The sequence below is a fragment of the Aquirufa esocilacus genome (genome assembly GCF_042715595.1).
Taxonomy (GTDB): domain Bacteria; phylum Bacteroidota; class Bacteroidia; order Cytophagales; family Spirosomataceae; genus Aquirufa; species Aquirufa esocilacus.
In genome coordinates, this window is the sequence record NZ_JBBKXX010000001.1 from 982,097 (window position 1) to 1,001,247 (window position 19,151).

General features: G+C 39.3%; 19 protein-coding genes. 8 read left to right on the forward strand and 11 right to left on the reverse strand.

Annotation, left to right across the window (positions count from 1 at the left end; genetic code table 11):
* Window positions 1–58 precede the first annotated feature (58 nt).
* The 5 genes from ruvA to SKC37_RS04335 form a co-directional block, all read right to left on the reverse strand.
* Entirely contained in the window at window positions 59–646 is a 588-nt protein-coding gene (ruvA, locus tag SKC37_RS04315) for a Holliday junction branch migration protein RuvA (RefSeq protein WP_377980271.1), read from the reverse strand.
* Window positions 647–648: 2 nt separating this feature from the next.
* Window positions 649–1,998, reverse strand: coding sequence for a lytic transglycosylase domain-containing protein (locus SKC37_RS04320; RefSeq protein WP_377980272.1), 1,350 nt, complete (start codon window positions 1,996–1,998; stop codon window positions 649–651).
* A complete protein-coding gene (gatA, locus tag SKC37_RS04325; protein WP_377980273.1) occupies window positions 1,988–3,403 on the reverse strand; it encodes an Asp-tRNA(Asn)/Glu-tRNA(Gln) amidotransferase subunit GatA in 1,416 nt (471 codons plus the stop codon). Before gatA ends, SKC37_RS04320 begins: the two co-directional genes overlap by 11 nt.
* Window positions 3,404–3,482: 79 nt before the next feature.
* The gene (locus SKC37_RS04330; RefSeq protein ID WP_377980274.1) at window positions 3,483–3,689 is read right to left on the reverse strand and encodes a Sec-independent protein translocase subunit TatA/TatB; all 207 of its coding nucleotides are present in this window, start codon (window positions 3,687–3,689) and stop codon (window positions 3,483–3,485) included.
* Between the two features lie 58 nt (window positions 3,690–3,747).
* Window positions 3,748–4,167, reverse strand: coding sequence for a YkvA family protein (locus SKC37_RS04335; RefSeq protein ID WP_377980275.1), 420 nt, complete (start codon window positions 4,165–4,167; stop codon window positions 3,748–3,750).
* A gap of 97 nt (window positions 4,168–4,264) precedes the next feature.
* Here SKC37_RS04335 and mdh point away from each other — a divergent pair, with 97 nt between their 5' ends.
* A complete protein-coding gene (gene mdh, locus SKC37_RS04340; protein WP_377980276.1) occupies window positions 4,265–5,200 on the forward strand; it encodes a malate dehydrogenase in 936 nt (311 codons plus the stop codon).
* A gap of 87 nt (window positions 5,201–5,287) precedes the next feature.
* On the opposite strand, the gene SKC37_RS04345 is transcribed toward mdh, so the two are convergent.
* Window positions 5,288–6,523 (reverse strand): ABC transporter permease, encoded by a 1,236-nt coding sequence (locus SKC37_RS04345; protein ID WP_377980277.1) that lies wholly within the window; start codon window positions 6,521–6,523, stop codon window positions 5,288–5,290.
* Between the two features lie 137 nt (window positions 6,524–6,660).
* On the opposite strand from SKC37_RS04345, the gene SKC37_RS04350 reads away from it, so the two are divergent.
* Together SKC37_RS04350 and SKC37_RS04355 are read left to right on the forward strand one after the other, a co-directional pair.
* Window positions 6,661–9,603 carry an FAD-binding and (Fe-S)-binding domain-containing protein gene (locus SKC37_RS04350; protein WP_377980278.1) on the forward strand — a complete coding sequence of 981 codons (2,943 nt, stop codon included), beginning with the start codon at window positions 6,661–6,663 and terminating at the stop codon, window positions 9,601–9,603.
* Entirely contained in the window at window positions 9,600–9,896 is a 297-nt protein-coding gene (locus SKC37_RS04355; protein ID WP_377980279.1) for a DUF4286 family protein, read from the forward strand. Before SKC37_RS04350 ends, SKC37_RS04355 begins: the two co-directional genes overlap by 4 nt.
* 101 nt (window positions 9,897–9,997) lie before the next feature.
* Here SKC37_RS04355 and SKC37_RS04360 read toward each other — a convergent pair whose 3' ends face one another.
* Window positions 9,998–10,687, reverse strand: a complete 690-nt coding sequence (locus tag SKC37_RS04360; protein WP_377980280.1) for a uracil-DNA glycosylase — start codon at window positions 10,685–10,687, stop codon at window positions 9,998–10,000.
* A 16-nt stretch (window positions 10,688–10,703) separates the two neighbouring features.
* Here SKC37_RS04360 and apaG point away from each other — a divergent pair, with 16 nt between their 5' ends.
* Together apaG and SKC37_RS04370 are read left to right on the forward strand one after the other, a co-directional pair.
* Window positions 10,704–11,090 carry a Co2+/Mg2+ efflux protein ApaG gene (gene apaG / locus SKC37_RS04365; protein ID WP_377980281.1) on the forward strand — a complete coding sequence of 129 codons (387 nt, stop codon included), beginning with the start codon at window positions 10,704–10,706 and terminating at the stop codon, window positions 11,088–11,090.
* Window positions 11,090–11,461, forward strand: a complete 372-nt coding sequence (locus SKC37_RS04370; RefSeq protein WP_377980282.1) for a hypothetical protein — start codon at window positions 11,090–11,092, stop codon at window positions 11,459–11,461. The genes apaG and SKC37_RS04370 overlap by 1 nt, the downstream gene beginning before the upstream one ends.
* A gap of 30 nt (window positions 11,462–11,491) precedes the next feature.
* On the opposite strand, the gene SKC37_RS04375 is transcribed toward SKC37_RS04370, so the two are convergent.
* Window positions 11,492–13,312, reverse strand: a complete 1,821-nt coding sequence (locus tag SKC37_RS04375; protein WP_377980283.1) for a DEAD/DEAH box helicase — start codon at window positions 13,310–13,312, stop codon at window positions 11,492–11,494.
* 152 nt (window positions 13,313–13,464) lie between these two features.
* Window positions 13,465–14,682 (reverse strand): hypothetical protein, encoded by a 1,218-nt coding sequence (locus SKC37_RS04380; RefSeq protein ID WP_377980284.1) that lies wholly within the window; start codon window positions 14,680–14,682, stop codon window positions 13,465–13,467.
* A gap of 57 nt (window positions 14,683–14,739) precedes the next feature.
* Between SKC37_RS04380 and hisB the strand changes: the two genes are divergently transcribed.
* Complete coding sequence (gene hisB, locus SKC37_RS04385; RefSeq protein ID WP_377980285.1) at window positions 14,740–15,852, forward strand: bifunctional histidinol-phosphatase/imidazoleglycerol-phosphate dehydratase HisB; 1,113 nt, start codon at window positions 14,740–14,742, stop codon at window positions 15,850–15,852.
* A gap of 147 nt (window positions 15,853–15,999) precedes the next feature.
* On the opposite strand, the gene radC is transcribed toward hisB, so the two are convergent.
* Window positions 16,000–16,674 (reverse strand): RadC family protein, encoded by a 675-nt coding sequence (gene radC, locus SKC37_RS04390; protein ID WP_377980286.1) that lies wholly within the window; start codon window positions 16,672–16,674, stop codon window positions 16,000–16,002.
* A 75-nt stretch (window positions 16,675–16,749) separates the two neighbouring features.
* The gene (gene rpsT, locus SKC37_RS04395) at window positions 16,750–17,007 is read right to left on the reverse strand and encodes a 30S ribosomal protein S20 (protein WP_223130782.1); all 258 of its coding nucleotides are present in this window, start codon (window positions 17,005–17,007) and stop codon (window positions 16,750–16,752) included.
* A 51-nt stretch (window positions 17,008–17,058) separates the two neighbouring features.
* Between rpsT and SKC37_RS04400 the strand changes: the two genes are divergently transcribed.
* Both SKC37_RS04400 and SKC37_RS04405 read left to right on the forward strand, forming a co-directional pair.
* Window positions 17,059–17,943, forward strand: a complete 885-nt coding sequence (locus tag SKC37_RS04400; protein WP_377980287.1) for a zinc dependent phospholipase C family protein — start codon at window positions 17,059–17,061, stop codon at window positions 17,941–17,943.
* An 18-nt stretch (window positions 17,944–17,961) separates the two neighbouring features.
* Entirely contained in the window at window positions 17,962–19,143 is a 1,182-nt protein-coding gene (locus SKC37_RS04405) for a class I SAM-dependent rRNA methyltransferase (protein WP_377980288.1), read from the forward strand.
* Window positions 19,144–19,151: the final 8 nt, after the last annotated feature.

A 19,151-nucleotide genomic window follows, 5' to 3' on the forward strand; every position in this document is an offset into this window, starting at 1 on the left:
CGAGCACCAAAAATAGGAGCCTATAGTGGAAACAGACTTGTCTTCTGAAATGATTCAATTATCGCAAAGCTAATTTGATTAAATTTTCAACCGTTGCGTCTGGATTCGATTTCAATATCGTATCTAAACTTTTTTCTGCGGCTGTCCTAGGAATACCTAACGTAACTAATGCAGCCAAAGCTTCATGCTTATTTCCATAATTAGCATCATGTGAAGCAATTCCAGCTTCCACAAATAAAGCATCTTTCTTGCATTTATCTTTTAATTCAAGAATTACGCGTTGTGCAGATTTAGACCCAATTCCTTTAATCGATTGAATCAATGCAATATTTTCATTCATAATTGCCGAACGAATTTCGTTCGAAGAAAACGATGACAACATCACTAACGCGGTACTTAATCCGATACCTGAAACCGATATCAAATCAAGAAATAACAATTTTTCATCCATCGAATGGAAACCCACTAACGTATGAGAGTCCTCTTTCACCTGCAAATGAGTAAAGAGTTTACAACTTTCTTCACCATCTGATAAAGCACCGTAAGTTTGCAACGATATCTTCACTTCATACCCTATCCCATTCACATCAATAATTACATGCGCACGGTCTTTGTGGGCTAATTTTCCTTTCAAATAGGCTATCATGATTATCTGCGTTTACGGCGTTTTTTTGATTTACTCTTTTTCTTAGACGACTTTTTCTTTTTAGAATGCTTACGTCGACTTGACTGCTTACTACGTTTTGACGAACTTTTTCTGTATGAAGACTTCGTGGAAACAGATTTATAATAATATAAAATTTGCCCTTTACGTAGCTTACTTCCCTTAATTCGATTCGTCTTTTTGAGTGCTGAAACAGTCAGTCCTAATTTCTTGGCTACCCTCGTTAAATTTTCACCGCTTCGAACTTTGTAGGAAAATCGTTTAGATGTATAACTTGGGCTTGCGTCAAATTCCTCCTCCTCATCTACTTCAGTAGAGTCTGAATCATCTTCTAACTCCTGAACTTTTCCTTTCGCATCATATCGGGCCGAATCTAAAATTTTGACCCTGTTTTGTGAAAAGTAATCAAACTTACTTTTGGGAATATGAAGCTTAATGTTTTGGGTATTTTTAGGCAAAAAATGACTCAGAATATGCGGATTAAGCTTTTTTAACGTATCTAATGAGAAACCTGTTAATTTGGTCAAAATCGACAAATTTAAATACCCACTCACCATAATACTGTCCTTAGGTATATCAATTACCCAGTTTTCAGGCTGTATAGAATGATCCCAATGATAATTCATCATATAGGTCATCGCAATAAATTGAGGAACATAAGCTCTAGTCTCTTTAGGTAAACAAGCATATATTCCCCAAAAATCACTTGCACCACACTTGCGGATAGCTCTTTTAAGATTCCCAGGTCCTGTATTATAGGCTGCTAAAGCTAAATGCCAATCCCCAAAAGTGGTGTACAATTGCTTTAAATACCGGCAAGCCGCATCAGTAGCCAGTTCTGCGTCATATCGTTCATCAATATATTGATCCACTCTTAAGCCAAAGCCATCACGAGCTGTGTAAGGCATAAACTGCCATAAACCACCTGCACCCTTATTTGATTTTGCTTTATTTTCTAAACCAGATTCAATTAATGATAAATACTTTAATTCATCTGGAAGACCATATTTCTTTAAATATTTTTCATATAGTGGAAAATAAACATCCTTTCTTTCCAACATTTTTTTGGTAAAACTAGCTTTACGGAAAGCAAAGATTTCTACAAATTGATGTGTGACAAAATTATAATTGAGCGGAATTTCATTCTCCAACTTTGTTAATCTATCTCTAATTAGACTAGGATCAATCAACATTCCATTGGTATTACTTTGCCCAACTTTAGCGATAGAATCTATCTGCTTAAAATCATAAGCCGGCTGGTAAGCCCCAGTAATTTGCCCCTGAGTTACCAAGGAACCTAAGAAAAAAAAGAAAAACAGAATTTTAAGCCTCATAAGCAGTTAATTTTTCACCCAAATCAAGCATTTTAGCCTCTTGAAATGGGCCTGTCATTAATTGAAAACCCATCGGTAGACCAGCAGAATCTAACCCCATAGGAATAGATAATCCGGGTATACCTGCTACATTCGCTTGAACTGTAAATAAATCACCTAAATACATTTGAATGGGGTCAAGTGTCTTTTCTCCTAAACGATAGGCGGTTGTAGATGTGGTAGGGGAAATAATAAAATCATAATCCGACAAGATAGCCAGTGTTTTATCTTGAATCAAGCGTCGCACTTTCTGAGCTTTCGTATAATAGGCATCATAATAATCTGCACTTAACACAAAAGTGCCCAGCATAATACGCCTTTGAACCTCCTCACCAAAACCTTCTTGACGTGTACGTTTGTACAATTGAATTAAATCAGTTGGATTACTCGTCCGATGACCATATTTAACTCCATCAAAACGGGCTAAATTCGAACTTGACTCCGCTGTCGTCAACACATAATAAGTCGGCAATAAATGATCAATATAGGGAAAACCTACACCATCAACGGTATATCCTAATTCCCTCAACTTCGCTACTTTTTCTTCAAAAGCAGCCTTAATCTCGGGTTGAAGACTTGAGTGCTCCACCACTTCTTTAATATAGGCAATACGTCTATTATCTGAAATAGGTGGAGGAACGCTTGATGTCAAGGTACTATCTTGACCGTCATCCCCTTTAATCATATCTAATACTAGGCGAGCATCCGAAACATGGGAGGCAATCGGCCCAATAGTATCAAAAGAGGACGCATAAGATATTAATCCCCATCTAGAAACTAAACCATATGTGGGTTTCAATCCAATCACACCACAAAATGCCGCTGGCATACGAATCGATCCGCCTGTATCCGTTCCTAGTGAAACTTGACACATTCCTGCCTGAACGGCTACTGCTGAACCGCCAGAACTTCCACCCGCCACATAAGCATGATTTGCAAAATTCAAAACAGGGCCGTAAGCAGAATTTTCATTCGTACTCCCCATCCCAAACTCATCACAGTTTTGGCGACCAATGATAATCGCATCTTCGTCTAGCAATCGCTGCACAGCAGTCGCAGAAAAAGTAGATGTAAACGACTCTAAGATTTTGCTACCCGCATAAGAATGATGCCCCTTATAGCAAAGTAAGTCTTTAATTCCGACCACTAATCCGGCTAATTTACCAGCCGACCCAGCTTTAATTTTAGCATCAACCCGCAAAGCTTGCGCTATAGCCTCATCCTCATAAACCTCCAAAAAAGCATTTAATACTTCATTATGAGCATGTATCTGATCTAAATGGCTTTCGACAATAGCAGAAACAGAAAGCTTACCAGCTAACAATTTCTCCCTGATCTTCGCATAGGGCTGACTTTTATAACTCATTAAATAAGGGGAATCTGTATAAACACAAAAGCATAGTTGAATTTCTTCAACTATGCAGATATAAGGTAGTAGAAAGAGATTACTCTTTCGTTTCTTCTAATTCTTTATTGATTTGATCTTTTACATCATTCTTCGCGTTTTGAAACTCGCGAATACCTTTTCCTAAGCCTTTCATTAATTCTGGAAGTTTCTTTCCTCCAAAAAATAATAAAATCAATAGACCAATAAATAGCATTTCACCGCCACCTAGGCCATTTAAAAATAAAAATATGCTTGCAGTCATCATATCGTGTTTTGTCTAAATTTTCGTAAATATATTTAAAAAAGGTTAATTATTCGTGTATTTAAAGATGTTTTTCAAACTCATCTAACTCCTCTTTGATGGCCTTTCCCACCCAAACTACAATCGCCAAATCATCCGCAAATCCAACAAATGGCAAAAAGTCAGGAATAAAGTCAAACGGCATCACAAAGTAAAGTAGAGCTGCCGTGATTTTAACTAACGTAACCAGCGGTAGTTTAGTATAAGATCCTTGCACATAGGACTTAATTAACTCGCTAAACAAGACAATATAGCGATTCAACAACTTCACCACAGTTAAATTGTTTGTGGCAGCTGTTTCTTGAACCTTTTGCAAAGCTCCTTTTATCAAGGTCAAAAGTCCTACTTGATTTTGATTAAAGAGTAAGGTGCTCTTTTCCATTGCTTCCTTGAAAAAAGGCGAGTCCACAATACGCTTTACCCAAGTCCTTGAATGTGACATAATAATTTCGATTAATGCTTAAATATAATGAAATCATTTAAGGATTTGTCGTATTTTTGTATCGTTTTTTGAATCATTCTTACCAAAAATTATAACAATGAAAATCACAGTAGTAGGAGCAGGTGCTGTAGGAGCAACTTGTGCTGACAACATTGCCAGAAAAGAATTGGCAGATGAATTAGTTTTATTAGATATCAAAGAGGGTATCGCAGAAGGTAAAACGTTAGATATGTATCAAACAGCTAGCTTGTTAGGTTTTGATACAACCTTAATCGGTTCTACGAATGATTACACAAAGACAGCTAACTCAGATGTAGTGGTAATTACTTCAGGACTTCCTCGTAAACCAGGTATGACTCGTGAAGAGTTGATCGGGGTGAACGCTGGAATCGTGAAAAGTGTGGTAGAAAACATCTTAAAATATTCGAAAAACCCAATTATCGTCATCATCTCTAACCCGATGGATACGATGACATATTTAGCTAAATCTGTAGCTGGATTAGACAAGCACCGAATCATCGGTATGGGTGGAACCTTAGACTCAGCCCGGTTCAAATGCTATTTAGCAAAAGCAATGGATGTGTCTATCAATGATATCTCCGGCACTGTTATCGGTGGTCACGGTGATACAACGATGATTCCATTGAAGCGTTTAGCAACTTATAACGGTGTTCCGGTTTCTCAATTCTTAGATGATACAACTTTAGATAAAGTGGTGGCTGATACGATGGTAGGTGGAGCTACTTTAACAGGCTTATTAGGAACATCTGCATGGTACGCACCAGGAGCTGCTGGAGCCGCTTTAGTAGAAGCAATCGTTCGTGATGAGAAGAAAATCATGGCATGTTGCGTATCACTTGATGGAGAATATGGCCAAAAAGATATCTGCCTAGGCGTTCCTGTCGTTTTAGGCAAGAATGGTTGGGAGAAAATCGTAGATTACAAATTAACTAAAGACGAGCAAGCTGCATTCAATAAATCAGCTGATGCGGTTCGTAATATGAACTCGGTATTAGATACCTTATCTTTGTAATTACTTCAATTTAAAAAGCCTCTCCTATTCAATTAGGAGAGGCTTTTTTATGGCATATACTAACAGTGGACAGTCGGCAGTGAATAGTTATTTTGATCGAATCGCGATCACTGGGTCCATCTTAGCGGCCACCCAAGCAGGGATAATACCGGAAAGAATCCCAATAAAGCTCGAAATAAACAGCCCAGTCACGATATTCTTCATAGAAAGCACCAATGGCAAAGCATCCTGCGGTATCAAGGTTAGTAAGACGACTAGACCAATTCCTACTAAACCACCAATCAAACTCAAGAATACTGCTTCAAAAAGAAACTGGAATAGTATAAAATAGTTCTTAGCACCTAGCGATTTTTGGATACCGATAATATTAGTGCGTTCTTTCACGGAAACAAACATTATATTGGCAATACCAAACCCTCCCACTAATAAAGAGAAACCGGCAATTAATGCCCCAGCAACGTTCAATGCAGCAAAGATTCCATCAAAGAATTGATTTAACCCGTCTAAACGATTTACCGCAAAATTACTTTCTTGTTTCGGCTTAATGGAACGTAAAGAACGCATAAGACCTGTTACTTCTCCCTCTAAATTCTCTTGACCTACATCATCGTCCATCGCTTTAATAGCGATATCAGGCGCTGGTTTGTCTTTTTGAAAAACAGCTGAAAATGTTGAATAGGGAATGAATACCTTTTCATCCGGTGTCCCTCCAAAACCCAACATATCATTTCCTTTCTTCTCAATGATACCTATTACTTGAAATTTAATTCCATTCAACTTGATTTGATCTCCAATAGTAGCTTGCAGGTTTTCAGCTACTTTAGACCCTATAATAACAACATTCAAAGCATTTTCTGACTCAATTGGTAAAAAATAACGACCAAACTGCACAGGAACGCTCGTAATTTGATTATAATCATAACTAGCCCCTGTCATATTCACATCCATACTAGAACTACCTCGTGCAGCTGAAGCAGAACGACCATTATCAATAATGGCAATAGCTTTTGCAGACTTCAGATTATCTTTTAAGAATTGAAATTCTGAATATTTCATTTCCGGGCGATTCAAATATTTCCACCACGGATAGTTATTCTGCATAATCCAAGGCCATTTACCAACGTACAAAACGCCAGAGCCAGCAAAAGAATCAATCTCAGAACGAATATTCTTATTTAGGGAATCGACAGCCGTAAATACAGCTACAATGGCAAAAATCCCTACACTAACACCCAATAACGATAAAGTGGTGCGCATTAAATTCGAACGTAATGCCTGGTAGGCAAAAATTAAACTCTCGTAAACTTGAATTAAAAACTTCATAAGATTTTGCTAGAATTCAAATTTAGAAAATTAATCCCTAGAAATACGCTTCCTTTTTATGAACAGAGTGTATAAACTTTAAATGGCAATATGACCTTAAGATTGGATTTTGTAAATTCACTTTTCCTTTTGGAATTATGAGCTGGAGCAATTACGAAGTACGTTTATTGAAAGACCATTTTGAAGGTCAACTGTTTTTTGATGAGAGCCAATCCTCGCAAATTGCTAAACGTATATACGCTACTGATGCCTCTGTTTACCAAGTTAAACCAGCGGCAGTCGCCATTCCAGCTACGGTAAAAGACATTAAAAGGCTGATACAATTTGCTAATCAAGCTAAAACAGGATTAATTCCAAGGGCTGCAGGCACTTCTCTCGCAGGTCAAGTAGTAGGCGATGGGATTGTGATGGAAATCTCAGCTGCCATGGGGAAAGTCATTTCCCTTAATCGGAAAGAGAAATCCGTTTGGATTGAGCCAGGTATCGTTCGAGATGATTTAAATAAGCATCTAGCGTCAGCTAATTTGTTTTTTGGACCTGAAACCTCCACAGCAAATCGGGCCTTATTAGGTGGAATGCTAGGTAATAATAGTTGTGGACTTCATAGCATTGTTTGGGGAAATGTGCGCGATCATATAGTGGAAACACGTGCATTTCTATCCGATGGAACGGAGATTCATACACATCCTTTGACGCGAGAGGAATTTTACCATAAGACAACGCTACAAAACTTAGAGGGCAAGATTTACCGGGAGATTCACCGGATGTTGAATAACCCAGAGGTTCAGTCTTTCATTCGAACCAAATTTCCCAAAAAGTCCATAAAGCGCAGAAATACAGGTTATGCCCTGGATGCCTTAGTAGATATGCAGCCATTTACTCCAGACGGAGAGCCGTTCAATCTATCCAAGTTATTAGCTGGATCAGAGGGAACTTTAGCCGTGGTTCATGCCATGAAATTGAATTTATTGGATCTACCTGAGCCAGAAGTGGCTTTAGTTTGTATTCACTGCCATAGCTTACAAGAATCACTGCAAGTAAATATTGAGGCACTCAAGCATCCCATTTTGGCTTCAGAATTAGTAGACGACTATATACTTTCTTTCACCGAGGGGCATCCTAATTTCGAAAAAGACCGTGATTTTATTGATGGGAAGCCAGCCGCTATTTTAATGGTGGAATTTCGCTCTTCGAACCGAGCAGATTTAGATAAGCAAGTGTCAGCTTTTATTAAACAGATGCAAGCGCAAAAATTAGGCTATGCTTATCCTACTTTGTATGGTGCTGATATTGCCAAAGGTTGGGACATCAGAAAAGCCGGTCTTGGATTAATCAGAAACCTACAGGGAGATACTCAGCCCGTAAATTTAATCGAAGATTGTGCTGTAGACCCTTTGGATTTACCGGCATATGTGGCTGAAATTCAAGCTTTGCTTATCAAACACAAAATCAAAGCGGCTTATTATGCACACGCTGGAGCAGGAGAATTACATATAGAGCCTTTTATAAATTTAAAGAGCGAAGACGGAATTTTCATTTTCCGCCAATTATTAACTGAAACTGTAGAAATTCTAAAAAAATATCAGGGATCCTTAAGTGGAGAACATGGAGATGGACGTCTTCGCGGAGAATTTATTCCCGCCCTGATGGGGAAAGAAGTGTATCGTTTTTTCAAAGAGATTAAGCACGTATTTGATCCAAATAATATCTTCAATCCAGGTAAAATAACAGACAGTCCCGCCATGGATACCGCGTTTCGATTTACTCAAAAGAAAGCGGCTGAACCAACTTATTTCTTCGATTATGGGGTTTGGAAAAATCCACTCGGTCTAGCTGAGAAATGCTCAGGTTCAGGCGATTGCAAAAAAACAGCCTTGAGTGGTGGCACCATGTGCCCAAGCTATATGGCAAGTTTACAAGAAAAGGATTCGACGCGAGCGAGAGCTAATATGCTTCGTCAATTATTAAGTTCACCTCAGGAAGAAACATTTAGCAATCCAGCGCTGCATGAGATATTAGATTTATGTTTATCCTGCAAAGGTTGCCAAACCGAATGCCCATCCGGCGTTGATATGGGTAAGTTGAAAGCGGAAACGATGCAACAGTCTTATCTGAAAACTGGCGTTCCATTGCGTACGAAATTAATAGGTCACTTCCCTACCCTACAACGTTATGTAAGTTACGTGGCACCTTTGTATAATTTTATCGTCGAATTTCCATTAACATCCTCTCTTGTTAAACTTGCGATGGGCTTTTCCATCGAGCGAAGTTTGCCTACGGTGCAATTCACCAGTTTAGAAAAATGGTTTGAACGCTATGCAAAGAAAAATCCACAAGAGGTTTTTGAAAATGGATATGTCTATCTTTTAGCCGATGAATTCACGAATCACAATGAGGTTCCACTAGGCCAAAAGACGGTTAAATTATTAAATCAATTAGGTTATGGGGTAGTGATACCTACAGGTATTGTGACTGGCCGTAGTTTTATTTCCAAAGGGATGTTAGTAGAGGCCAAAGCCTTAGCAAACACAAGCGTCGATCAATTAGGTGACCTCATTTCAATAGAACATCCCTTAGTGGGAATTGAACCTAGCGCATTATTAACTTTTCGAGATGAAATCCCTGCACTAGTTGATCCCGAAAAAAGAGATAAGGCCACTAAATTAAAGCCCAATTGTCTGTTAATTGATGAATTTATCGCGCGCGAATTTAAGGCCGGTAAAATTTCAGCCGCATCATTTCACGGAAAGCAACAGAAAATAATGCTACATGGCCATTGCCACCAAAAATCAATCGCCGGACTTACCTCCACCCGAATTGCCCTAACCATTCCAGCTCAATACGAAGTAGAATTATTACCTACGGGATGCTGTGGAATGGCTGGTTCTTTTGGCTATGAAAAGAAACATTATAAGTTATCTCAACAAATAGCTAACCTAGTATTATTCCCTCGTTTGTTAAACAAGCCCATTAAAAGTATCATTGCCACTAACGGAACATCCTGTAGACACCAAATCAAAGATGGTATCGAACAAACAGGTTACCACACGGCAGAAATTTTATTCAACGCACTAAAATGATCCAATACAACATCTCCCTTTTCATTGAGCCCAGCATTACAGAATCCGCTCTAAAGGCCTTGAAAACAGTTATTATACCAGAAATTGAGAAACAAGTTTTCATCGACCAAATCCATTTGTTCGAAATAAGTTCACACCAAGAACCCGATTCAAATGGCTATTCCTTACAATGCTGGCTACCTAAATTTGAAGAGGCTCATCAAGAATTTATTGAGGGAATTGTGTCAGGTTTTTTCCAAAAGGAATTTGCGAACCAGTATGTGTACTTTCCGAGTCAGTTGAAGAGAGTATAGAAGTCCGGAGGAAATGAGTCCGGAGGAAAAGAGTTAAAAGATTAAGATAGTAAAGATTGGAAAATGATTTCCCGCCTGACTTCGGACTATTTCCCTTCGGACTACCTTGCCCAATCAATCGGAGTCTGACCACTCCCCACCAGGTACTCATTAATCTTCGAAAAAGGCTTCGTCTTAAAAAAACCACCTCGATTAGCTGATAATGGAGATGGGTGCGAAGCTTCAATAATAAAGTGTCGTTTGAGATCAATAAATTTAGACAACTTTTGGGCGTAGGCACCCCATAGAACAAAAACAACGTTCTGTTTCTCCTTACTTAATTTTTGGATCACTTCTTGTGTAAAATCCTCCCATCCTTGTTTCGCGTGCGAATTGGGTTCGCCTGAACGAACCGTTAAAACAGCATTCAGTAGTAGAATTCCTTGGGCAGACCAGCCTTTTAAATCACCATCCATTCGAATCACTTTAAGATCGTCATATAATTCTTTGTAGATATTTCGCAGCGAAGGTGGTAAAGGGAATGCAGGAGGAACAGAAAAAGACAAACCTTGAGCCTGACCTAAACCGTGGTAGGGGTCTTGACCAATAATAACTACTTTAGTACTCTCAAAACTACAGCATTGCAATGCGGCAAAAATCTGATTTATTGGTGGATAAACGACCTGCGATTCTAATTCCATCTCGAGGTATGCACCTAACTTTTGGAAATAAGGAGCAGAAATAGACGAATTCAACACCATTTTCCAGTCATTATTCAAAGTTTCAGCTAATTTTACACAGAGATTATTCATTATTCCAAATCATAGGATGACAGAAGCATATTCAAACGGATACTTGGTTTCAGTAGATACAACCCATCTACCTGAATTTGAACTAAATCCACCTTACAAGCATTTTTTCTCCTACCAAATTACAATCAAAAATCTAAGTAATCAACCGGGACAATTGGTGAGTCGATATTGGGAGATTGTAGATGGAATAGGGTCGAAAGAAACAGTTAATGGATTAGGCGTTGTGGGTCAACAGCCCATTATTGAGTCAGGAAATTCTTTTACTTATACTTCAGGATGCCCATTAATCTCTTCTATCGGTAAGATGAGTGGTCACTATGTATTTTTAAATTTAGAAGACCAGTCTACTTTCAAAGTAGAAATTCCCGCCTTTGAACTCATCCCTGCCTACCATTTGAATTAATGAATCGGCTACAATTTTACTTTAAGGCGCAAACAGCACACGGATTACACTCTCCATCCATCTATACTTTGTATTGTGAAGTACTAAATCCCTATTTAAAAGGGCAACTAACTTATCCTCAATTAATAGAGGGACTAAGGCATCACTATTCAGATTGTGCTATTATAGAAATGGAACAAACAATGGATCCAGCACAAATATCCCAAAACACGGTAATCGTCGTTAAAAATCCACATGCAATAGAAGAGAATTGGTATGCCATGTACTCACATGAAGCGGTGATTCAGACGGTTGATCTATTTGACTTAGGGCTCCTATTCTTTAAACCCATATGCCCTAAACAGCATTTCTATTTACGCAAAATGGCCTAAAAAAAGGGGCTCAAATTGAGCCCCTTTTGATTATTTGTCTGCTTTCGCAATATCGACATTCACTCGCTTACCCTTGATTTGGGCGCCGCTCATTTTGTCTAATACGACATTCGCATATTCTTTCGGTACATCCACAAACGTGTGTTTGTTCTCGATTTGAATTTGACCTAATACGTTTCCTGGTATACCTGATTCTCCAGCAAAAGCTCCCACGATGTTCGATGGAGAGATTTTTTCGTTAAATCCAATGTTCACCACTAGACGTACCATATTTTCATCTGATTTGTAAGGCTTACCATCGCGATCCACACGAGGACCACGTGGAGCTGAGTTACGATCACCGCCTCTTTCGAAACGACCACCGCGGTCTCCACCACGATCTCCACCTCTTTCAAAACGGCCAGCACCGCGACGATCACCGCCACGATCGCCACCGCCCCAACGATCACCGCCACCGCCTCTTTCGAAACGACCACCGCCACCGCGTTCATCGCGACCATATTTACGTGAGCTACGTTCCATATCGCCTTCGAGATTTTCATCTCCGAATTCGTTCTTCACGACACCCATGTTCATCTTCACTAACGCAGCCACTACTTGCTCCACAGTGAAACCAGCATGTTGGAAATTAGGTAAAGCATCATCGAATAACTCTAGACCGCCTTCAGCGATTGTAGCACCTACCCGATCAATAAACATACCCTTTTTCACACCTACTACGTCAGAGAAAGTAGGAATCACTCCTTTATCAATCTTTACTTTCGTATAATTCATGATATCACGCAAACGATTGCGCTCAGCTCCTACTACTAACGTAAATGCCTTACCAGACTTGCCAGCACGACCTGTACGTCCGATACGGTGTACGTAATATTCTTCATCTAATGGAATATCGTAATTGATTACAGCATCCACATTATCTACGTCCAAACCACGTGCCGCCACATCCGTCGCCACTAAGAAACTTACATTTCCACCACGGAAACGATTCATTACTTGGGTACGTTGTGATTGACGTAAGTCACCGTGAAGACCTTCAGCCGCGTATCCACGCAACATCAATTCTTCCACTACTTCGTCCACACGTTTCTTTTGGTTACAGAAAATCAAGACTAATTTCAACGAATAGAAGTCGATCAAACGAGTCGTCACTTCCATCTTAGCACGTCCTTTCACATCGTAGTATAATTGCTCGATGTTCACGTTCGTGATTTCGTTCTTAACCACCTTCACTAACTTAGGGTTAGTTAAATAACGGTTTGTCAAGGCCATAATCGGCTTAGACATTGTCGCTGAGAACAAGACTGTTTGACGCTCATTTGGAATTTCTTCCAAAATACTTTCGATATCCTCACGGAAACCCATATCTAACATTTCATCCGCCTCATCTAAAACGATCATCGAAGCTTGATTTAATTTCAACGCACGACGCTCGATTAAGTCGATGACACGACCCGGTGTTCCCACCACAATGTTAGCCCCTGCTTTCAAGGACTTGATTTGACGATCGATGGAATCTCCTCCATATACCGTCGTCACCCAAACTCCTTTAGTAAACTTAGACAACTTCTTCATTTCCTCAGAAACTTGAACCGCTAATTCACGCGTAGGACATAAGATGATTGCTTGAACATACTTCTCAAAAGGAACAATATGCTCAATCATCGGAATACCGAACGCGGCTGTTTTACCAGTACCTGTCTGCGCTTGACCGATGACATCACGACCTTCCATGACGAAAGGAATTGCTTCTGATTGGATGGGAGAAGCAAACTCAAAGCCCATTTCTTTTACTGCTTCTTGGATTCCTTCCGACAATGGAAGCGAATCGAAGCGAATTTTTTCACTCATTTGATATATTTAATTACGATGCCCGAACACATCCGTAATTTAACTCCTGCCGATAGCCTTTGAATAAAGGAAAAAAGAGAGTTCCTGCGGATGTATTTAATAAACAAAGCACAAAAGTACTCTTTATTAAAGTAGCATCCAATAAAATTGTACTATTTTAATGAGGAACGCTTCTTAAAGCTGAAAATGATTTGATTATTCGAGGAATTAGGCAAAGTAGCTACGGTGATTCGCTTCTGATTTAAGCCCTCACCTACTAAGCGATTCTTTAACACGTAAGCGTGTTCTTTGGCTACTGTCCCTCCTTTTGCAGACGAAACTTGTACTTGCAAATCTACCTCCTTAAATTTATTCATACCGGCGGCAATTTGCTTAAATAGGTACGTTTTAGGGGAAGCTAACAACTCTGTTTTATCACTAAAATCAAGCTCCGTACAGGTCAAGTCCAAAGGCGTGACCACCGTAGAATCTGACAGATAGGCATGAAATGCCACCACTATTGATCCTTTAGGTACCTGAAAAGGCTTACCCTCTGGCCAGGATAAGGAAACTAAGGAATCATTTGATACCTTGGCAGAATCAACCACCGCTTTTGTTAAACTATCGTTTAATTTATTTAAACTATCGATTGGGATAATTTGATCGGCGTCCTCTTTTACCACAACCTCTTCTGAGCCACTATTACGTAAGATAAAAAACAAACCGATTGCCACCACAACGATACCTGCGATTACGCTAGCAATTAACTTATAATTACGCGCAGGACGATCATCAGCTGCCACGAAAGGCTCGTCAAAAACAAATGAATCCCCTTTCAATACATCATTTAACACCAAAATATCAATTAATGCCACTTGTAATTTAGCCGGTGTCAAGGCATAGAAATCGGATGTAGCAGGTTGATAATACTCTCCAAAAGACTTATAATCCCGCAATGCATCGTAATCATATTCTTTCAGGCGGTACCCGTACAAGGCATAACTCAAAGTTAAGCCTTTGATGATGGTGGAACTTTTGGCCCCTAATTGACCTCCTAATAAAGTCGCAATCGCACTTTTCTTATCCGGTAATAGGATACCCATCATTCCTTCACCAAAACGATACATCGCCTCATAATCCGGCATCCCCATACCAGAACTCAGTAACTTAGCCACGTCTTCCTGAGGAGCAGATTTTGCTAACGTGAAATTATACAAAGCATTGAACCGAATACGATTACGGAATAACTTTAATACACTCCCTAAAACAACTGCTTCAAAGGCTGGAATTAATTCCAACACTTTCTCTTGCTTCTCTGTGCAAAGATCTGCTAGACGTTTGGCAAAAAACGCTTTTTCTTCGGGAGTAATTAATGTAAATACCTGGCTCATATGGATTATTTCTAGAACAAAATTACCTTATTTTTTTTATTTGCTTACCTTTGTAAGATGAAAAAGGTGTTATTTATTGACAGAGATGGGACTTTAATTGAGGAACCTAAAATTGACCAACAAGTAGATAGCTTTGAAAAGCTTGCTTTCTTGCCTGGGGTCATCTCAAATCTAAAGAAAATAGCTACCATAGCTGACTACGAATTAGTGATGGTGACTAACCAAGACGGCTTAGGGACGGATTCTTTCCCGGAAGAAACCTTTTGGCCAGCACACCAAAAAATGCTAGACATCTTTGCATCAGAGGGAATCATCTTCCAGCAAATTCACATAGACCGTAGTTTTGCTCACGAAAATAAATCAACACGTAAACCAGGTATCGGTCTATTAGGCGAATATTTCACGAACGATTATGATTTGGCAAACTCCTATGTCATCGGTGACCGTATAACAGATATTGAATTAGCAAAAAATTTAGGGGCCAAAAGTATTTTAATAGGTGACCTTGAAATTCCTGTTGAATTACAGCCATACACGGCGTTGCAGTGTGCAAACTGGATTGACATTCACGAATTCTTTCTATTACCAGCTAGACGCGTATTCCATGAGCGCAACACGCATGAGACTAAAATCGCTATCGATTTGAATCTAGATGGCAAAGGAGTAGCTAAGAATGAAACAGGCCTAGGATTTTTTGATCATATGTTAGACCAAATCGCAAAACACGGAAACCTCGACTTAGCGGTCAAAGTGGATGGCGACCTACATATTGATGAACACCATACCATTGAAGATACAGGTATCGCCCTAGGTGAGGCTTTTTCTTTAGCTTTAGGGACAAAGAAAGGCATAGAACGTTATGGCTTTTTATTACCTATGGATGATTGCTTAGCGCAAGTGGCTATTGATTTCTCTGGTAGAAATTGGTTAGTTTGGGAAGCTACTTTTAAACGTGAGATGATCGGTGAGATGCCTACTGAGATGTTTTATCACTTTTTCAAATCGTTCTCGGACGGAGCGAGATGCAATCTAAACATTCAAGCTACGGGGGAGAATGAGCACCACAAAATTGAAGCCATTTTTAAAGGCTTTGCTAAGGCTATCAAAATTGCCGTAAAACGCGATAGAAAAAATTTAGATTCTTTGCCTAGTACCAAAGGACTTCTTTAAAATAATTTGTAAATTTGCATCATTAAACAATAATACAATGGGATATTCAGGAGCAGCGTTTTTTATCATCTTATTTGCAATTTCAATTGTAGTAGGTGCTAAACTTCAAAAGATCTATAAAGAGAGAGGAAAATAATCCTCTCTCTTTTAGTTTAATTTCCCCTCGTCAGCAAAACTATAAAAGCTAGACGCCCCCACAATTAGGTGATCTACCACATCAATACCAAATAGTCTCCCCGCTTTGACAACCTGTTTAGTTAACTCAATATCCGATCGACTTGGTCGCATTTGATTACTGGGATGATTATGAGCCAAAATAATCGATGATGTTAATCGCTCCAAGGCAGATTTATACAATAAGCGAATATCCACTGTAGTTCCTGCTACACCACCAATGCTTAATTTCTCTGCTAATACAACCGTAGAGGCGCGGTTAAGATGAAATACCCAAAACTCTTCCCGAATTAAATCTGCTAAATAGGGTTTAATCAGACTATAGGCATCGATTGAATTGCGAATAACCTGTTTAGAGCTTGATTCAAAAATCTGTCTTCTACGCCCTAATTCTAAGGCTGCTACCAATAAGGCACCTTTGGCCGGTCCAATTCCTTTCAGTTTTTTAAAATCGTAATAATTATAACGAGCAAGTAAACAAAGGTCGCCATCAATGGCATTGAGTAATAATTGCGCTAAATCCGCAGCTGAATGTTCCGCAAATCCAGAACCAATCAAAATGGTCAAGATCTCGACCAACGACATATCGCTTGCTCCTAGACGAGCTAATTTTTCTCGAGGCATATCCTCTTTCCTGACGGTTTTCATTCCAGAAAGGTATGCCTTATAAACGAATAAACCCCTCTTGTGGAGGGGTTTATCACTATCTTGATTATCTAATTATTAAGCAGCTACTTTGTTCACTAACTTAGCTAACTTAGATTTTTGATTCGCAGCTTTATTCTTGTGGATGATGTTTTTCTTAGCCAATTTATCCAAAGAAGAAGAAACTTGCTTGAAAAGCTCAACCACCACAGATTTATCAGTCGTCAATCTCAATTTCTTGATTAATGTACGAGTTGATTTGTGTTGGTAACGATTACGTAAACGCTTTGCTTCGTTAGAACGGATACGCTTTAGTGCTGATTTATGATTTGCCATCTGTTAAATAAAATTCTCTTTTTACAAAATTGAAATGCAAAAGTAACCAATATGAAATTAAATAACAAGGACTGCCTTAAAATTTATATGTTTATTCTGTGTGTTTTGACAGCACAAGCTGAAACAGGTGGAACCTGGGGATTCTTTGGTCATCGAAAAATAAATTTACTGGCTACCTATACCCTTCCCCCTCCCCTATATTCTTTTTACCGACGTCATCAAAAAGAACTACAAGAACTAGCAGTATTGCCTGATTCTAGACGTTATATATTGGATATCGAAGCAGCCAGGCATTATATCGATCTAGATCAATACGACCTGAATCAAGTAAGTTTTAGCTCCTGGGAACAAATGCTACGCAAAAAATCGGAAGATTCACTTCAAAAACACGGCATCGTCCCATGGCACATTCCAATAGTATACCAACGTTTAGTTCAGGCATTCTTAAAAAAGGATACACTTCAAATCATCAAGTTATCCGCAGAATTAGGACATTACGTGGCAGATTCACATGTCCCTTTGCATACAAGTTCGAATTATGATGGCCAAAAAACAGGCCAAAGTGGCCTGCATAGTTTTTGGGAATCCCGTATTCCAGAGATTTTAGGAACCCAATTAGATCAATTTAGTGGTCCCGCAACTTACATTCGGGATGTGCAATATAGCGCCTGGACTTGGGTACTTGCTTCACACAAACAATTGCCTCACTTGTTTTCAATGGCTTCTAAAGTAAGCGCTTCCTTGCCAGAAGGTGATAAATATAGTTTTGAACAAAAGGGCCAAGCTTTAATCAAAACACAGAGCCTAAAATACAGCTTTGCGTACCACAAGGCATTAAATAGACAGATTGAATCTCGTTTTTTAGCCGCCGTACAACACGTAGGAGATTTGTGGTATTCGGCTTGGCTTTCCGCCGGTCAACCATCTTTCGAATAAATTTTGCAATTTTGCAGGATGAAATCCACTCTTTTTATTCAATTGAAGCCGGGGAAAGACGCACCGGTCAAACGTTTTCACCCTTGGGTATTTTCTGGAGCAATAGCAAAACAAAGCCCCAATCTTCAAGATGGAGACTGGGTTAGCGTCTTTAGTTCACGAGACGAATTCTTAGGAACCGGTCATTACCACAATGGAAGTATTGCCGTAAAAATAATCTCTTTCCAAGAAATTGAATCGAAGAGTACGTTTTGGGAGAAGCGCATTCAAAATGCGTGGGATCTACGCTCATTATTGCCTTTAGAAAAAACCAATGCCTTTCGCCTCATTCACGGAGAAGGTGATGGCTGCCCAGGTTTAATTATGGACCTCTACAAAGATGTACTGGTTTTTCAAGCCCATACTATCGGTATGCACCGCGATCGTGATGAGATTGTGGAAGCGATAAAACAGGTTTTAGGAAAGAAAATTAAGGCTATTTATGATAAAAGCCGGGAGACATTGCCCACTGAATATGCCCAAAATTGCACAAATGGCTATGTTTTTGGCGAGGTAGCCGTACCCTATACCGTAAAAGAAAATGGAATCTCTTTCTCCATTAACTGGATTACTGGCCAAAAAACGGGCTTCTTTATAGATCAACGTGAAAACAGAGCCCTATTAGCTAAATACGCTAAAGGCAAATCAGTACTGAATACGTTCTGTTATTCAGGAGGATTCTCGCTCTATGCATTAGAAGCTGGTGCAGCTTCCGTTATTTCATTAGATGCCTCTGCTAAAGCCATCGATTTAGTTAACGCTAACATCGAATTAAACAAGATGAAAGACTTGCAGCATGAAGCCATTGTAGGCGAAACCCTACCCTATTTAAAGGCCAATGAAGACGAATTCGACATTATCGTCTTAGATCCACCTGCCTTTGCAAAATCAATGAATGCGAAACACAAGGCACTTCAAGGTTACCAAAAAATTAACGAATTAGCTTTAAAGAAAATAAAGAAAAACGGTTTACTATTCACTTATTCTTGCTCTCAAGTCATTACGCGCGATTTGTTTTACAACATGCTCGTGGCCGCAGGAATCGCAGTAGGCCGAGAAATTCAGGTGATTCACCAAATGACACAGTCACCTGATCATCCTATTAATCTATTTCATCCTGAGAGTAATTACTTAAAAGGATTTGTACTGAAAGTCTTATAATCAAAAAA

What these genes read in the sequence shown, in the direction of transcription:
- ruvA (WP_377980271.1), bottom strand. Translation starts at nt 646, where the DNA reads ATGATAGCCTATTTGAAAGGAAAATTAGCCCACAAAGACCGTGCGCAT.
- SKC37_RS04320 (WP_377980272.1), bottom strand. Translation starts at nt 1,998, where the DNA reads ATGAGGCTTAAAATTCTGTTTTTCTTTTTTTTCTTAGGTTCCTTGGTA.
- gatA (WP_377980273.1), bottom strand. Translation starts at nt 3,403, where the DNA reads ATGAGTTATAAAAGTCAGCCCTATGCGAAGATCAGGGAGAAATTGTTA.
- SKC37_RS04330 (WP_377980274.1), bottom strand. Translation starts at nt 3,689, where the DNA reads ATGATGACTGCAAGCATATTTTTATTTTTAAATGGCCTAGGTGGCGGT.
- SKC37_RS04335 (WP_377980275.1), bottom strand. Translation starts at nt 4,167, where the DNA reads ATGTCACATTCAAGGACTTGGGTAAAGCGTATTGTGGACTCGCCTTTT.
- mdh (WP_377980276.1), top strand. Translation starts at nt 4,265, where the DNA reads ATGAAAATCACAGTAGTAGGAGCAGGTGCTGTAGGAGCAACTTGTGCT.
- SKC37_RS04345 (WP_377980277.1), bottom strand. Translation starts at nt 6,523, where the DNA reads ATGAAGTTTTTAATTCAAGTTTACGAGAGTTTAATTTTTGCCTACCAG.
- SKC37_RS04350 (WP_377980278.1), top strand. Translation starts at nt 6,661, where the DNA reads ATGAGCTGGAGCAATTACGAAGTACGTTTATTGAAAGACCATTTTGAA.
- SKC37_RS04355 (WP_377980279.1), top strand. Translation starts at nt 9,600, where the DNA reads ATGATCCAATACAACATCTCCCTTTTCATTGAGCCCAGCATTACAGAA.
- SKC37_RS04360 (WP_377980280.1), bottom strand. Translation starts at nt 10,687, where the DNA reads ATGAATAATCTCTGTGTAAAATTAGCTGAAACTTTGAATAATGACTGG.
- apaG (WP_377980281.1), top strand. Translation starts at nt 10,704, where the DNA reads ATGACAGAAGCATATTCAAACGGATACTTGGTTTCAGTAGATACAACC.
- SKC37_RS04370 (WP_377980282.1), top strand. Translation starts at nt 11,090, where the DNA reads ATGAATCGGCTACAATTTTACTTTAAGGCGCAAACAGCACACGGATTA.
- SKC37_RS04375 (WP_377980283.1), bottom strand. Translation starts at nt 13,312, where the DNA reads ATGAGTGAAAAAATTCGCTTCGATTCGCTTCCATTGTCGGAAGGAATC.
- SKC37_RS04380 (WP_377980284.1), bottom strand. Translation starts at nt 14,682, where the DNA reads ATGAGCCAGGTATTTACATTAATTACTCCCGAAGAAAAAGCGTTTTTT.
- hisB (WP_377980285.1), top strand. Translation starts at nt 14,740, where the DNA reads ATGAAAAAGGTGTTATTTATTGACAGAGATGGGACTTTAATTGAGGAA.
- radC (WP_377980286.1), bottom strand. Translation starts at nt 16,674, where the DNA reads ATGAAAACCGTCAGGAAAGAGGATATGCCTCGAGAAAAATTAGCTCGT.
- rpsT (WP_223130782.1), bottom strand. Translation starts at nt 17,007, where the DNA reads ATGGCAAATCATAAATCAGCACTAAAGCGTATCCGTTCTAACGAAGCA.
- SKC37_RS04400 (WP_377980287.1), top strand. Translation starts at nt 17,059, where the DNA reads ATGAAATTAAATAACAAGGACTGCCTTAAAATTTATATGTTTATTCTG.
- SKC37_RS04405 (WP_377980288.1), top strand. Translation starts at nt 17,962, where the DNA reads ATGAAATCCACTCTTTTTATTCAATTGAAGCCGGGGAAAGACGCACCG.